Source organism: Lacinutrix neustonica (assembly GCF_026625145.1).
Lineage (GTDB): Bacteria > Bacteroidota > Bacteroidia > Flavobacteriales > Flavobacteriaceae > Lacinutrix > Lacinutrix neustonica.
Genome location: NZ_CP113088.1, coordinates 2,342,014 through 2,357,772 on the forward strand (window position 1 = coordinate 2,342,014; position 15,759 = coordinate 2,357,772).

General features: G+C 34.2%; 10 protein-coding genes and 3 pseudogenes. 8 read left to right on the top strand and 5 right to left on the bottom strand.

Annotated elements, in window-relative coordinates; genetic code table 11:
• Positions 1 to 30 precede the first annotated feature (30 nt).
• The 5 genes and pseudogenes from N7U66_RS12825 to N7U66_RS12840 all read right to left on the bottom strand — a co-directional run bounded on the left by N7U66_RS12825 (position 31) and on the right by N7U66_RS12840 (position 6,341).
• Positions 31 to 729, bottom strand: coding sequence for a thiopeptide-type bacteriocin biosynthesis protein (locus tag N7U66_RS12825; RefSeq protein ID WP_267675612.1), 699 nt, complete (start codon positions 727 to 729; stop codon positions 31 to 33).
• Entirely contained in the window at positions 707 to 3,145 is a 2,439-nt protein-coding gene (locus N7U66_RS12830) for a lantibiotic dehydratase (protein WP_267675613.1), read from the bottom strand. Before N7U66_RS12830 ends, N7U66_RS12825 begins: the two co-directional genes overlap by 23 nt.
• Positions 3,146 to 3,164: 19 nt before the next feature.
• Positions 3,165 to 4,931: a peptidase domain-containing ABC transporter gene (locus N7U66_RS12835; RefSeq protein WP_390886656.1), complete on the bottom strand. Its 1,767-nt coding sequence runs from the start codon at positions 4,929 to 4,931 to the stop codon at positions 3,165 to 3,167.
• A gap of 39 nt (positions 4,932 to 4,970) precedes the next feature.
• A pseudogene (locus N7U66_RS22600) lies at positions 4,971 to 5,323 on the bottom strand (cysteine peptidase family C39 domain-containing protein); the annotation flags it as partial.
• Positions 5,316 to 6,341: an HlyD family secretion protein gene (locus N7U66_RS12840; RefSeq protein WP_267675614.1), complete on the bottom strand. Its 1,026-nt coding sequence runs from the start codon at positions 6,339 to 6,341 to the stop codon at positions 5,316 to 5,318. The gene N7U66_RS12840 and the pseudogene N7U66_RS22600, both read right to left, overlap by 8 nt.
• A gap of 425 nt (positions 6,342 to 6,766) precedes the next feature.
• Here N7U66_RS12840 and N7U66_RS12845 point away from each other — a divergent pair, with 425 nt between their 5' ends.
• From N7U66_RS12845 to rfbD, 8 genes and pseudogenes are all read left to right on the top strand, one after another.
• A complete protein-coding gene (locus N7U66_RS12845) occupies positions 6,767 to 7,633 on the top strand; it encodes a M23 family metallopeptidase (protein WP_390886574.1) in 867 nt (288 codons plus the stop codon).
• Positions 7,634 to 7,882: 249 nt separating this feature from the next.
• Positions 7,883 to 9,387 (top strand): annotated as a pseudogene (locus N7U66_RS12850) (GH3 auxin-responsive promoter family protein).
• A gap of 28 nt (positions 9,388 to 9,415) precedes the next feature.
• Positions 9,416 to 11,104: pseudogene (locus N7U66_RS12855) on the top strand (DUF6909 family protein).
• Between the two features lie 15 nt (positions 11,105 to 11,119).
• On the top strand, positions 11,120 to 12,073 hold the full coding sequence (locus N7U66_RS12860) for a hypothetical protein (RefSeq protein WP_267675618.1): 954 nt from the start codon (positions 11,120 to 11,122) through the stop codon (positions 12,071 to 12,073).
• Between the two features lie 130 nt (positions 12,074 to 12,203).
• Positions 12,204 to 13,208 carry a dTDP-glucose 4,6-dehydratase gene (rfbB, locus tag N7U66_RS12865; RefSeq protein WP_267675620.1) on the top strand — a complete coding sequence of 335 codons (1,005 nt, stop codon included), beginning with the start codon at positions 12,204 to 12,206 and terminating at the stop codon, positions 13,206 to 13,208.
• A gap of 90 nt (positions 13,209 to 13,298) precedes the next feature.
• Positions 13,299 to 14,165, top strand: coding sequence for a glucose-1-phosphate thymidylyltransferase RfbA (gene rfbA / locus N7U66_RS12870; protein WP_267675623.1), 867 nt, complete (start codon positions 13,299 to 13,301; stop codon positions 14,163 to 14,165).
• Between the two features lies 1 nt (position 14,166).
• On the top strand, positions 14,167 to 14,712 hold the full coding sequence (rfbC, locus tag N7U66_RS12875) for a dTDP-4-dehydrorhamnose 3,5-epimerase (protein ID WP_267675625.1): 546 nt from the start codon (positions 14,167 to 14,169) through the stop codon (positions 14,710 to 14,712).
• A gap of 83 nt (positions 14,713 to 14,795) precedes the next feature.
• The gene (gene rfbD, locus N7U66_RS12880; protein ID WP_267675627.1) at positions 14,796 to 15,653 is read left to right on the top strand and encodes a dTDP-4-dehydrorhamnose reductase; all 858 of its coding nucleotides are present in this window, start codon (positions 14,796 to 14,798) and stop codon (positions 15,651 to 15,653) included.
• The last annotated feature ends 106 nt before the right edge of the window (positions 15,654 to 15,759 follow it).

Genomic DNA, 15,759 nt, shown 5'->3' on the forward strand with positions numbered 1-15,759 from the left:
AGCTCTCTTTTAACTTAATTAGCTATTAATCTATGCGCTTACTTTTGTTTTTGTCTTTTTCTGAGTGTGCATTTGTTTACTGTAATATTTAAATAACATATCGTAAACGACCATTTCATGCACGCGTTGTTTTGCTAAGAAAATACGATTACAAACCATATGTAAATAACTTAACACGGTGTTTTCTAACCCACCAGGTAAAATATTTTGAGCGGCTAAAGATTTTAATTGATCAATTACTGGTTTGTTTTTGAGTGACCGTTCTTTCAAAATATCCCAAAGTGGGCCGTACATGTCTGCTTTAGCTTCTTCATTTAAAAAAACTTCTATGTTAGACATGTTTTCGCTATAAAGTTCGTTAACCTGTTTATTAAGAGTTCCCGTTTTATTAAATTCTTTTCCAAAACTTGTTTTGGCGACATTTAAGAGCTGCATTTTTTGCTTTATATCAAAACCAAAGTCGTTGAGTAAATGGTCCATAGAGAGCAGTGAGAATAACCAACGAATGCGTTCCCCTGCATCTCCTTCAATTAAATCAGCGAACTTAACAGTGGCCTCGCTGTCATTATAGTATAATTCCTCAGTAGCATCTATAGATTCAAAACCATAACGTTGTAATTCTCTTAAGTATGTATCTGTTTGTGTTTTCCAAATTAACAGGTTGTTTTCAAACGGCTGAATGTGTTTTTTGATGATTAATACACACTCAGAGAATTTTGTCTCGGTCATTTAAATGAATTCTAAAACGTAAATGGTGACCATCTTTATCTGCATAGCGAATAAAGAACCACTTATCGATGAGGTTATTAGCTTCAAGTTCGTCAACTATAGGCTTAATGGCTTGGTTTAGTAATTTTTCTCCTACACGCTCCCCACAATAAAACTTGTAGTATAGCCACTCATCTCCGGTAGAGTATGAAGCTTTTTGTAAAGTGCCTTTTTGTGCTTCTAGTGGCTGTTCTTGCTTTGAATCTTGAGGGGCATTTTTATAAGATGGTAATATAAACTCATTACAATACGCTCCTGTTACTGTGTCTTCTGTGAAAAAGAATTCTTTAAGCTGAATAAAATTTTCTCCTTTTAACATAAAATAAAACACGGTACAACTTAAATCATTTTCAAAATTAACAACCACTTCGTTATCTCCTTGTGTAAAAGCAACGACATGGGGTATGTTTCTCTCTTTTTGAAATGCTCTTACGGCTTCAATTACGTTTTCTTCTTTGGTGTCAAGTAACGCTTTTATAGTCTTACTCGATAAGTTCCAGGTCTCACGAGATAATATAACATCTTTATAACTCACTCTTGGTAAGTACTCAAATTCATTTCTTAAGCTTCCCCAGCTAAAGGTAAGTCCAGCTTGTTCTTGGTCTTGTAAATCGCATAAAAAATTATAAATAGGTAATGCATTTGCACTATAATTATGCGCATTACCCAAACGAGGAATAATTTCTTTATTTAAGCGTTTTGAACGCAAAATCACTTTTCCTCTTTTAACAGAAACATATAAGTCTGAAACATCCAATTGGTGCTCTTTATCTAATGAAGAATTTCCTAAATAGGGAATTTCATAGTCACGTTGAAATTTTCTGTATAAAATATTTCCAGTTCTCGCTTGCGGCAGATGAATTATTTCTGCTAAAATTTTATTTGGGTATAAGGCTTTTTCATGGCCATGAATCTCATCACACATGGTTTCAATAGACTCATCTAAATGAGCAAAACGTCCAATTAATCCGTTTGCCGATGGCCCCCAAACAGATTTTAAGTGTACTTTCTCTTCTCCATTTTCGTGAAATACATTAAAAAATGTTGAAAAACTATCCGGATAGAGGCTTTCATTTTCTTTAAACTGATTAATTTCTTCATCGGTTAAGATGATCTCTTTTGTACCAGTTTGAAGTGCATGAAGCGCTTTTTTAAATATAAAACCTGTTTTGTTGTTCCAATTTATTTGACTGTTTTTAGCTCGTTTTCCTCTAATAGATAATTTATCGACTAAGGGGGTTTTTGCTCCGGAACCGCTACCATAGCCTATACCTAAATCGGGATCTAAGACGTTTATTAATGGCTGTTCATATTCTTCATAACGTTCTTGAAACTTCTTTTTAAACTCGTCTAATGTCGGATTGTTTTTTTCAGATTGTAACTTATTTAATGCAACGATAGCATTTCTAAGTTTTTTAACTATTCCGTAACTCAAAGTGGATGTCGATAAATCTTTATAGCTATCTACTTGAAAGAGCTTGGTAAGATCTGCTTCCTGTATTTCCTTCTCGATTTGCTCATGTATTTCTGTGTATTTATTTGGATCATTAAATACAGCGTCATCAATATCAGAAATTTTACTCTTTAGAGATAAAAGCAATTCTTTTACAACATTAGCTTCATAAAAATCGAATCGGTTTTCTGCTAAAACAGCTAATAGACTTTCTAAATAATCGTCTCCAGTTAACGTAAATTCTAATTCATTTACAAAAAACTGACTATCTATAACTTGGTTAATAAAAGTTCTAGCATCCTCAACACTAATATTATCATCGGTAATTGGTTTTATAAGTTCAGCAATTGTTGCCCCTTTTTGAGCAATTGCAATGGTTTTTTCTAAATACTCATTAATATCCACTTCAGATATTTTGTGGCATCTAGCGCTATCTTTAAAGTAATATTCTACAAAGCGATATTTGTCCATTACTTTGTACATAGAGTTATTAGGGTAATACTTAAGGACGTCTCTAATCTCTTTATGTTTAGTTATTTCCGGTAAAATCTCACCAAGAAAATACATATCAAATTTTGTAGTACGCTTCAAATCAGCGTTGGCAACATCAATGTTTGTTTCTTTAGCTAAGCCTATCGTACTAACAGAGGCCCACAGACCAAATGGTGTACAACGATTAGATAATCGTGACGTGTATTTATAAAGCGAGCCTTTAAGACTTTTAAGGTCATCTTCGGTTTGAAAGGCTTCACCACGTTCCCACATTTCCATTGCTTTATAGATATTGGGAGAGCCAATAAACAAAGCCTCTCTATGTTTAGTGTCTTTAAATATTTCTTGAATACCTTCCCAAGTAATATCAATTTTTTTAGCGCTTAGCGGTGTTCTAACAACCGCTTGGTTTGCAAATGAATGATTTTTCATAATTGACGGATTTTTTTAGTTATACATTTAAATTTTGCCACATTTTGTTGTAGTAGCCATCTTTAGCTAAAAGTTCTGTATGTGTTCCGGTTTCAATGACCTCACCTTTTTTCATGGCAATGATCTTGTCGGCTTTAACTATAGATTGTAGTTTGTGGGCAATAATTATTATCGTTTTTCCTTGTGAAACTAAATCTTCGATGAGGTCTTTAATTACCAATTCAGATTCAGAATCTAATGCTGAAGTAGCCTCATCTAAAATGAGTATTTCGGGTTCTTTATAAAGTGCTCTAGCAAAAGCAATACGTTGTCTTTCTCCTCCTGAAAGGTTGGCACCGAATTCGCCTAAATATGTTTCAAAACCATTAGGAAGTGATTCAATAAATTCATAAGCACCAACCTGTTTAGATACTTTAATTATTTTTTCCATATCTGGACTGTACTCACCTATTGCGATATTTGAAATTATTGAGCCATCAAAGAGTTCAACATTCTGAGGCACAGTGGTTACTAACGCATTAATACTGTCTTTGGTAATGTATTTTAGATCGTAATCTCCAATGAGGATTTTACCTTCTGAAGGTTGATATATGTTTTGAATAAGTGAAGCAATGGTACTTTTTCCACTACCACTTTCTCCAACCAAAGCCGTAAACTTACCTCTTGGAATGGTTAAACTAATATCTTTAAAAATATCTCTTCCTAATTCATAGTGAAAACGAACATGATCAAATTGAATGTCTCCAAAAGAATGTTCAGTAATGGCTATGTTGGCCTCGTTAGCTTCGGTTTCAAGATCCATAATCCCAAATAATCTATCGGCAGCAATCATCGCATTTTGAATGGATTTGTTAGTGCCAATAAGCTGAGATGCTGGCCCTGTAAAGTATCCAATAATCGAATAGAAAGAGAATAATTCTCCAGGCGTAATTTCTCCATCTATGACATAATACGTCCCAGCCCATAATAAAATAACTGTAAATACTCTCGATATAAAGCCAGTTGAAGTACTAGAGAAAACATTGTTTAGTCCAGATTTATAGATGGTTTTTAATAAATCTATAAACTTTAATTCTGTTTTGTTTTTTGAGAATTCTTCAAGAGACAACCTTTTTACCGTACCAATGTTTTTAATAGATTCTACTAATTGAGACTCTAGTAAAGCATTCTTTTCCATAACTTCACGCTCTACTTTTTTGTTCAACTTATTCACAATAAAGTATATAATAATATATACTGGAATAATAAGCATGATAATACCAGCTAGTTTTACATTATAGGTAAACATGAAGATGAATGAAAACACAACAATAAATATATTAACCAATATATTTAAAGCCGTTTCATTTATAAGTAGTCTAATTTTTACGGCATCTCCTATTCTCGACATAATTTCCCCTATTCGCATAGTGTCAAAGAATTTTTGGGGCATTGTAAATAGGTGCTTATAGTACCCTAAAATAAGCCTGGAGTCAATTTGTTGACTCGTTTTAAGCATAAAGACATCTTTGAGGGCGCCAAATAAGAATTGCAGTATTATGCAGGCCAACACAATAATACTCATCAAATTAAGTAAACTCTTGTTGCCACTTACCAAAACAAAATCTGTAATTTTTTCTATATAAATAGACACAGAAAAACCCAAAATAGTATATAAAATGGAGCCAATTAAAGCTTGAATTAAAATGTGCTTATGTGGGTTTAAAAGAAAAGACATTCTTTTAAGGTTAGAGAATTTTTCGTTTCGTTCCTTAAAGATATCTTCATCCGGAATAAGAATAAGCATATAGCCTGTGAAAATAGTCTCGAATTCGGCCCTGCTTTTCTTTTCTAGTTTTCCATTAGCAGGATCCATAACCTTAACATAATCCTTAGTGACCTTATAGATTACCATATAATGTGGAAACTCATGTTCTTCAAGCTTAATCATCACATGAGCGATAGCAGGAAGCGGGATTTCCTCTAAACTATCCATAGAGGCCTTAACGCCTTTTGCAATAAAATCTAGTTTTAAGGCTGCTTCCCTTAACCCTAAAAGGGTCGTTCCTTTTTGATTTGTACTTGCGTATTGCCTAATTCCGAAATAGGAAGACTTAGTTTGTAATGTTCTGAAATAGACGCTAAACAAGCCGCACCACAGTCGCTAAAATCATGTTGTTTTATTTCTATCTTACTCATTTGTAGGATTATAAGGGTTAAACCAATCGTCTATACTGTCAAATAATAAATCATAAAGACTTCTTCGTATTAAAAAGAATCTACTGGTCACTGTCATTCCTTTTTTTAATTGGCCTTGAGCGCCATTAATTAGGGATAAATAGGTTTCATTTAAAGAGCTTCTCACTTTAAAAATATTTCTGTTGTTAATTTGTACTATATCTTTTCCAACTTCAGTAATTTTTCCTGTGGCAAACCCCCATTGGTTGGAGTTATAAGAATCCACTTGATATTTTGCAGAAACACCCTCTTTGATATAGCCAATATCCGTAGGTGATAAATAAGATTCGATGACTAAATTTTTACTAGGTGAGATATTAGCTAAAGTACTTCCGGGACTTAATACGCTACCTTGGTTATAGCCCTGAACATTTATAAGCTCACCGTCTATTGGTGCAATTAGAACATACATAGTTTTTTCCTCTTCAAGCTGTTTTTTGTTCGATTCTAAATCCTCTAAGGCCCGCTTATAGTCTGTAAGCTCTTTTTGCCATGTTAATTGAGATTGTTTAATGGTGTTTTCTTTGTCATTCTTTAACTTGTTTAAATCTAACAGCGCACGATCATATTCTGCTTTTGCAATCACTCCTTTTTGATAGAGCGCATTTGATCTATTGTATTCAGCATTTGTGTTTTTAATTAGTGTATTTACATTAAATAATTGTTGCTGAAACCGAATGTATTCCTTTTGATATTGATTCGTTTTAATAGATGAATAATCCCCTTTTATTAAATAATTTAAGTCTACTATAAAGTCTTCAATATCCTCTTTTTGAGAATCCATAAGATGATCACGTTCTTCTAGAATACTTTGGTTTACCACCAGCAGGGTGTCCCCTTTTGAGACCGACATGTTTTCAATAAGGTTAAAATATGTTATTCTTCCACTCACAGGCGCATAAAGTGTCACGGGCTTTTCGTGAGAAGTAATTATACCACGACTGGTAGTATAAATATCTACTTCTATAAAGGGAAGCATTATAAAGGTACCAGTCAAAGCAAAAAATATAATCCAAAAAATCAGATTCGTTTTTTTACTATGCTTAGCAATATGATATTCAACCGTATTGTGAAGAATATCTTACGGGAAAATATTATTTTCATTCATAATTTTTAGACGATTAATAAGTTAGTAATAATGTGTCTTTTATATTAAGAACTATTATGAATGAAACTCTAATTAATAAATGTAACATGTGCTTGAGTATTTGATTCAAAGCAACAGATAATAAAGAACAAACACAAGGGAAGCGTCCTCAATTTTATAAAATCGGGTTGTCTATAAATGGCGTAACCATCTTAAAAACAAAATATTAAATCTAATTTGCAAAGTGCTTTATTAAAAAATATTATATTTAAAATGCTTTACAAAAAAGCCTTGATTATATTTGTCAATAATTGATTATGGAAAAAAAGAAATCGAAAAAAATATCTAAAAAATTACTTCATAAATACCGTTTGGTAATTCTCAATGAAGACACCTTTGAAGAGCGGTTGGCTTTAAAGTTAACACGACTAAATGTTTTTATTTTGTTAGGTATTTCTTCTATTGTATTAATAACCTTTACCATTTTACTTATTGCCTTTACGCCTTTGAGAGAATACATCCCTGGATATTCATCAACAGCTTTAAAAAAACAAGCACTTGAATTAAATTATAAAACAGATTCTTTACATCAAATCATTACGAACAATGATAAATATTACGCATCTATTAAAAAGGTGTTGAAAGGAGAGATCAGTAGTGTTAACATTAATAGAGATTCGATTATCAGAGCGGCTAGTGTTGATATAAGCGAGATAGATTTAAACCCAATAAAGGAAGACTCCATTTTAAGAGCTAAAGTAGATAAAGAGGATAAATATAGCCTGTTTGATTCAGCGAAATCTAAGGTGAATTTTGTGCTTTTTCCACCGGTAAATGGTGAAATTAGCGACGCTTATAATATTGAAGAAAAACATTATGCGGTAGATATTATAGTGGCTAAAAACACCCCTATTAAAGCGACGGCAGATGGCACAGTTATTTTTTCTGAATGGACTGCCGAAACAGGTTTCGTGATTTTAATTGAACACAGTTATGGCTTAATTTCGGTTTACAAACATAATGCATCTCTAACAAAATCTCAAGGGGATCTAGTAAGAGCCGGAGAGGTGATTGCTACTGCGGGAAACACAGGAGAACTCACTACGGGAACACATTTGCATTTTGAATTATGGAGTGACGGTTATCCTGTAAATCCAACAAATTTTATTGATTTTAAGAATTAGAAAAAAGTTTAAATATGTCGTCGCTCATTTGAAGCACTTTGTATGGCTACTTTTATCTTGCCAAAGAAAGAGAACAAAAGAAGGCATGGAGATACTAATGAAAACGGTTATTTAAAGAAAGCGCGTCAATAAAGACCCTTTTAATTTTAACAAAAAAATGTTAAGTATAATTTTAAACCGGAATTTGACTCATTTTGTAATGGAACGAGCTCGTTTAATATTGCATTGGTTTAACACCTATTTAAAACAATGATATCACTAAAAGCCATACTCGCCAAACCGTTGGCGAAACGCACGTACAAAAAAATTCAAAAATGGGCCAATAACCCTATTGAAACACAGGAAAAGGTGTTTCGTCATTTAATTTTGGAAGCAGAAGGCACGCAGTTTGGAATAGATCATGATTTCATAAAAATTAAGACCTATGAAGATTTCAAAGAGCAGGTACCCATTCGTGATTACGAAGCCTTAAAACCATATGTTGAGCGTGTTGTTGCCGGTGAAGAAAACATGCTTTGGAAAGGCAAACCACTCTATTTTGCTAAAACGTCCGGGACGACTTACGGGTCAAAATACATTCCTATTACTAGTGAAAGCATGCCCAATCACGTGAACGCTGCGCGCAATGCCATTTTACTTTATATTCACGAAACCGGCCATTCAAAATTTGTAGATGGTAAAATGATTTTCCTTCAGGGAAGTCCCGTTTTAAAAGAGGAAAATGGCGTACAATTAGGGCGACTCTCAGGAATTGTGGCGCATTACATTCCAAAGTATCTTCAAAAAAACCGCTTGCCTTCTTGGGAGACGAATTGTATTGAAGATTGGGAGAAGAAAGTAGATGCCATTGTTGAGGAGACCCTATCTGAAAACATGACCATTATTTCGGGTATTCCTTCCTGGGTTCAAATGTATTTTGAAAAATTGCAACAGAAAACAGGTAAAAAAGTAGGAGACCTCTTTAAGAATTTCAATCTTTTTATTTTTGGAGGTGTTAATTTTGAGCCTTATAGAGCCAAATTCGAAAATTTAATAGGTAGAAAAGTCGATAGCATTGAACTTTATCCAGCAAGCGAGGGATTTTTTGCCTTTCAAGATAAACAAAACGAAAAAGGCATGCTATTGCAGTTGGATTCAGGTATGTTTTATGAGTTTGTAAAAGCAGAAGACTTTTTTAGTGAAAATCCAAAGCGAATTACCTTAGCCGATGTGTCTTTAGGTGTAAATTATGTTATGATCATTTCCACAAACGCTGGACTTTGGGCGTATAACCTTGGAGATACCGTTCAGTTCACTTGTACTAAACCTTTTCGTATTATAGTTTCGGGCCGTATTAAACATTTTATTTCTGCTTTTGGGGAACACGTGATTGGTAAAGAGGTGGAGTCTGCATTAAAAATAGCGACAGAAGGCACTAAAATTAGAATTAATGAATTTACAGTCGCGCCTCAAATTAATCCGAGAATCGGGTTTACCGTACCATGAATGGTTTATAGAATTTGAAAATGAGCCGAGAAAGTCTTTCCGCTTTAGCACAAAAAATAGATCAAGCGTTACAAAAGCAAAATAGCTATTATCTAGATTTAATAGCCGGCAAAGTCTTAAAGCCATTACAGATTTCTGTAATTCGAAAAAACGGATTTCAAAACTACATGAAATCGGTTGGAAAATTAGGCGGACAAAATAAAATTCCGCGACTAGCAAACGACCGTAAAATTGCAGATGCTTTATTAGCAGAAATTATCACTAAATAATAGTATATTTGCCTGTTAAAAGAACGTCATGAGCAATATAAAACGACACGAGAGAACGCGAGCACAAGAGAGTTCAAATGCTATTGAAAGAATGTACATTACCATGCGACATCTTTTTAATCGTGGGTTTTATAAGCCTATGGGGATTTCCGGAGAGACCTTACGTGAAGCTTTACTGGTTTTGCGCCCTGAAATTTATGGTTCTATTGCAGAAGAAAAGGCCGAGTTAGAAGGATTGCTTTATGTTATAGACAGACTACCCATAGGAATAGAGGAGTGTCGCTTTATTAACTTAACCAGTGATGAAGGGTACACAAACTCTCATTTTGAACCTATAATACCACCAAAGAGGAGACGTAACTGTTATCGTATTGACGATGAGCAAATGAATATTGAAATTACGCGAGGTCGTTCTGAAATTTATGATATTTTAACGCATTTAACCTTCCTTTTTATTGAGTCTCATAAAATTAGTAAGCGCATTATTATTGATGAGAAAGGGACAACTACTCGGGATTGGTTGAAACTCGAAGATGCCGTTCTAAACAAAAAGAAACTCACCCAAAAAGCACGTGAAATAGCGATTACACACACAGCAAATATCTTAGGGAGAACATTTAAAGAATTGTCAGAAGCATATGCGCTTTTTGCAACACCAAAGTATCCTGAACGGTTATTACATATTATTTACTGGTTAGGAAAACTAGCTATTGATGAGGTCATAAACAACAACAAGCGTACCGTCACATTTAGTCCCGTACTACGAGAAAGATTAGGCCATCACATTCACGGAGAGATTTGGGCAAATACGATAAAAGAAGTTCTTAAAAAGAACAAGTTATTAAGCAGGCCCATTCATATTATAAGTGCAAACTTACATAGTGTCATGAATACCCTATATGCACCACAAGCGCTTAAGGGTTTAGCAACCAAAAAAGATATTTTTCAAATATACGAAGCGCTAAGTAGTTCTGAAAATGTTGAGATGCGCAATAAAGTCACTCAAAAAGCGTTACAACAAGGCATGATTTTTATTCCGGACACCTCTCGGTACTAATATTGATGTTCAAATCTTTGACACAGAAAAACTTGATTTAGCGACAACAGACTTAGATATTAGTGCTTCACAAAAAGAAGGAGAGAAACCCGTTATTGTTGTTATGGATTATGCGTTTGGGGAACAAGCCTACGAAACCATAGATGAATTGTTAAAACCTTTTGGGACTAAGAACGATAAGATTCACCTAAATATCGATTCTATTTCTATAATGGGGAAAGCAGGTATCTTAGAAGGTGGTAAAGGGGATATTATGATTCCTTCGGCTCATATTTTTGAGGGCACTGCAGATAATTACCCTTTTAAAAACGAATTGAGTAAAGCAGATCTAGAAGGACAGGGCGTCAATATTTATGAGGGCACCATGGTCTCTGTATTGGGTACGTCGCTTCAAAACAAAGATATTTTGAAGTTCTTTTTTAATTCTACCTGGAATGTCATTGGACTTGAAATGGAAGGGGCACATTATCAAAAAGCGATACAAGCCGCCTCCAAAGTGAGAGGGAGTATCAATCCGGATGTAAAAGTACGGTATGCTTATTATGCCAGTGACAACCCTTTAGAAACAGGGGGCACACTAGCTTCGGGTGGACTGGGAACTTCGGAGTGCGACCAACCTATCTAATAACAAGAAAGATATTACAACAAATATTTAGTTAATAATTAACGATAATTATGAGTAAAGAATTACCATCTAACAAAAACAACAATGAGGAAGTCGATTTAATTGTGTTTTTTAATCTTATTGGGAATGCATTTTCCAAGCTGTTTGATTTCATAGCATTATTATTTAAAGGGCTATTTAAGATCTTAATCTCCATTTTATCGCACTTTCATAAACGCATTTTTTGGTATATAGGAGCGGCCATTATAGGTCTTGCTATTGGTTTGTTTTTAGACGGATCATCTGAAAAGAGCTATGGGGCTAACATGTTTATTGAAACCAATTATAATTCAGGCTATCAGGTTTATGAAAACATCAAAAACCTAAATGAACTTGCTAGTGTAGACAAGGATGCTGAAGAGTTGTCAAAAATGTTGGGTCTTAAAGTTAGTGAAGCTTCTTCCATTACGGCATTTTATATAAAACCGGAGACCGATCCCAGTGAGAACATGAAAATGTTTGTTGAATTTAAAAAAGAATTGGATTCTACAGCTAGAGAAGAACTGGAATACGAATCTTTTATATTACGGGTAAGTAAGTTCAACTTTAAAAGACATCAGATAGGAGTCGCTTCTACAGACAAAAAAATATACAGTAAATTAAACAATGTCCTGCCTAAGGTTCTGTCTGAAAATCCTTATCTAAGAAGAGCTAAAGAAGTAGGTCAAGAGAATTATAGAAGAGAAGAAAAAACATTAGCTGCGCAACAAAAGAAAATAGATTCCTTGGTTAGAGTCTATTTGCAAATTAGATCGGATCAGTCTAATAAGCCAGCGACCCCAGGAGCGGGTACCAATCTGTATTTAGGAAATGCTCAAAAGAATGAACTGCTAGTTAATGAGGCAGAATTATTAAATGAAATTCTAGAAGTAGAGGAGATGAGAAGAGAAGTTATTAGTAATATGATAAAGGAAGAGAATATTATATCTGTAATATCCGATTTTCCTACTTCGGTTACGATATAACGGAATATTATCAAGATAGAAAGTTTCAAATTCCATTACTAGCGGTAGCATTAATGATGTTAGTGTTCCTTTTTCTAGGCCTAGGAGAGTTTCTAAAAAAACACGAGCAATCAAATAATTAGACGCTGAAATGAATCTACTAATAACAGGAGGGCTAGGGTTTATTGGATCTAATTTTATTGAATATTTTATCTATCAATATCCGGATTACAATATTGTAAATTTAGACAATCTAACCTATGCAGGTGATCTTTCTAATGTAGAGAATGTTGAGGATAGTGCTAATTACACCTTTGTTAAAGGAGACATCTGTGATAGAAAATTAGTTGAGAGTTTGTTTAATGAGTATAAATTTGATGGGGTCATTCATTTTGCAGCTGAATCTCACGTAGACAATTCAATAAAAAACCCGGGAGCATTTATTGACACTAATATTACCGGAACCTTTAACTTATTGGATGTGGCTAAAAACTATTGGATGGCGAGCCCTAATAAATTTAAAAAAGACTTTGAGACGGCTAGATTCCATCACATCTCTACTGATGAGGTCTATGGCACATTAGGAGAAGCGGGGTTGTTTACTGAAGAAACACCTTATGCGCCCAATAGTCCCTATAGTGCTTCAAAAGCGGCTTCAGATTTTATTGTAAGAAGCTATTTTCATACCTATGGAATGCCTGTGATAACTACAAATTGTTCTAATAATTATGGTCCGAAACAACACGATGAAAAGCTCATTCCTACAATCATTAGAAAGGCCTTATCAGGGGAAGCTATTCCAATCTATGGAGATGGTAAAAATATTAGAGATTGGTTATATGTCTTGGACCACTGTAAGGGTATTGATTTGGTGTTTAAAACAGGTAAAACAGGTGAAACATATAATATTGGTGGTAGAAACGAAAGAAATAATCTCTACATTGTAGATTCTATTTGTTCTATTTTAGATGAATTAAAGCCAGCTTCAGCATCCTATAAAAATCAAATAATCTTTGTGAAGGATAGAGCAGGTCATGATTTCAGATATGCCATTGACGCTTCAAAAATTGAAAAGGAACTCGGCTGGAAGGCCGATGAGAATTTTGAATCGGGCATACGAAAAACGATAGATTGGTACTTAAATAAATACTCATAGTTAATACACCTTCCGAATCGAAAGTCTTTTGCATAGTGAATTTCTAATTGGAAGCAACAGGTGACTAATAAAGAACAATAAAACAGCCACATGAAAGGAATTATACTTGCGGGAGGTTCTGGAACAAGACTTCATCCATTAACGAAAGTGTTAAGTAAACAGCTTATGCCAATTTATGATAAGCCCATGATTTACTATCCTCTATCAACCTTAATGCATGCTGGAATAAAGGACATATTAATCATTTCAACACCGGAACATTTACCGCTGTTTAAACAATTGTTAGGAGACGGAACCCAATTAGGGTGTAACTTTCAATACGCAGTCCAAGAGGCACCCAATGGTCTTGCAGAAGCTTTTATTATAGGAGCAGATTTCGTTGGTAAAGATAAGGTCGCCTTAATTTTAGGAGATAATATTTTCTATGGTACGGGATTATCCGAACTTTTGAAAGCTAATAATAATCCAGAGGGCGGTATTGTTTACGCCTATCACGTTACAGACCCAGAGCGTTACGGTGTTGTAAATTTTGATAAAAATGGAAAAGCCTTGTCCATTGAGGAGAAACCTGAAAAACCAAAATCTAATTATGCTGTGCCAGGGATTTATTTCTATGATAATACTGTCATTGAAATAGCAAAAAACATAGAACCTAGTCATCGCGGAGAATTGGAAATAACAGACGTTAACAAGGAGTATTTGAGACAAGGGAGGCTTAAAGTTTCTATTTTAGACAAAGGAACGGCTTGGTTAGATACCGGTACCTTTAATTCGCTAATGCAAGCCTCTCAATTTGTTCAAGTTATTGAAGAGCGCCAAGGTTTGAAAATTGGAGCAATAGAGGAAGCGGCTTACAGTAGTGGTTTTATTTCTAAACAACAATTGGTAGATTTAGCAACGCCATTACTTAAAAGCGGTTATGGAGAGCATTTAATTAGTTTAGTAAACCAAGAGTGAAATGCAAGCGAAAGAAACCATTTTAAAGGGCTGTTACCTATTAGAACCAACTATTTTTGGTGATGATAGAGGCTATTTTTTTGAAAGCTATAATAAAATACAATTTGAATCTCTTGTTGGTGAAACTGTTAATTTTGTTCAGGACAATGAAGCATTCTCTAAAAAAGGGGTGCTAAGAGGTCTTCATTTTCAAGAAGGTCAACATGCACAAGCCAAATTGGTTAGAGTGACGCAGGGCGCTGTCATCGACGTGGCAGTAGATTTAAGACCCAAGTCAGAAACCTTTTTAAAGCATATCGCTGTTGAACTCTCATCAGATAATAAAAAGCAGCTCTTTGTTCCTAGGGGATTTGCTCATGGATACATAGTAATAACTGAAACGGCAGTATTTAATTATAAATGTGACAATTGGTACAAAAAGGCTTCAGAAAACGGAATTATTTATAATGATGAAACCTTAAATATAGATTGGCAATTTAGACCGGAACAATTCATTATTTCTGAAAAAGACAAAAGACTTTCAACAGTTAAAGAATTATTTAAATGAGACGGGCGGGTCAATCGCATAACCACTTATGAGAATGATTGATAGCGCATAACAGGTGACCAATAAATCACAATAACTTATACATGAAAAAAATTGTTGTCGTAGGGGCTAAAGGTCAATTGGGATTATGTATAAAAGCATTATCTAACGGATATCCATCGTTGGATTTTTTGTTTTTAGATAGTAATGCATTAGATGTTTCAAGCGCCAAACAAGTTGAAACACTATTTAGAAATACGCCATTTGATTATTGTATCAATTGTGCCGCATACACTGCGGTTGATAAGGCAGAGGATGAAAAACAATTGGCCTATAAAATTAATACGCTGGGCGTTAAATTTTTAGCAGAGTCTTGTAAAAAACATCAGGTTACTTTAATACATATTTCAACAGATTTTGTTTTTGATGGGAAGAGCACTACACCCTATAAGGAAAAGGATGTAACACATCCATTAGGGGTGTATGGAGCAACTAAACTAGCTGGAGAAAAAGAAATAGCTTTTACTTTAAAAAACTATTATATTCTAAGGACCTCTTGGCTATATTCTCATTTTGGCAGCAATTTTGTAAAAACCATGCTTAGGCTCGCTAAGGAAAAAAAGGAACTAAATGTCGTAAACGATCAAATAGGAACACCCACTTATGGTCCGGATCTAGCAGACGTAATTTTCAAAATTATTCTTTTCGGACCCACTAAATATGGGCTATACCATTTTAGTAATTTAGGCAGCACAACTTGGTATGAATTTGCTAGAGCCATATTTGAAATGACCAATGCGAATATTGAGGTTCATCCTGTCGACTCTAATACATTTGTAACAAAAGCTGAACGACCAAAATATAGTGTGTTAGACAAATCAAAGATTATGGCAACTTTTGGTATAGAAATTCCAACTTGGAGAGAAAGTCTAGAGAAAATGGTAACAGCTATGGAAACTTAAAATGCAATATTTGAGTGGTTTAACTCAAAAGTCTCAAATTGCGTAAATTAAAATATTGAACCGCCTAAAAGTACAATTGGTGTAACTTTATGCATCATAAAATTAC

Coding starts and splice junctions, on each gene's coding strand:
- rfbA (WP_267675623.1), top strand. CDS start 13,299: ATGAAAGGAATTATACTTGCGGGAGGTTCTGGAACAAGACTTCATCCA.
- N7U66_RS12845 (WP_390886574.1), top strand. CDS start 6,767: ATGGAAAAAAAGAAATCGAAAAAAATATCTAAAAAATTACTTCATAAA.
- rfbB (WP_267675620.1), top strand. CDS start 12,204: ATGAATCTACTAATAACAGGAGGGCTAGGGTTTATTGGATCTAATTTT.
- N7U66_RS12840 (WP_267675614.1), bottom strand. CDS start 6,341: ATGCTTCCCTTTATAGAAGTAGATATTTATACTACCAGTCGTGGTATA.
- rfbD (WP_267675627.1), top strand. CDS start 14,796: ATGAAAAAAATTGTTGTCGTAGGGGCTAAAGGTCAATTGGGATTATGT.
- N7U66_RS12825 (WP_267675612.1), bottom strand. CDS start 729: ATGACCGAGACAAAATTCTCTGAGTGTGTATTAATCATCAAAAAACAC.
- rfbC (WP_267675625.1), top strand. CDS start 14,167: ATGCAAGCGAAAGAAACCATTTTAAAGGGCTGTTACCTATTAGAACCA.
- N7U66_RS12860 (WP_267675618.1), top strand. CDS start 11,120: ATGAGTAAAGAATTACCATCTAACAAAAACAACAATGAGGAAGTCGAT.
- N7U66_RS12830 (WP_267675613.1), bottom strand. CDS start 3,145: ATGAAAAATCATTCATTTGCAAACCAAGCGGTTGTTAGAACACCGCTA.
- N7U66_RS12835 (WP_390886656.1), bottom strand. CDS start 4,931: ATGCTTATTCTTATTCCGGATGAAGATATCTTTAAGGAACGAAACGAA.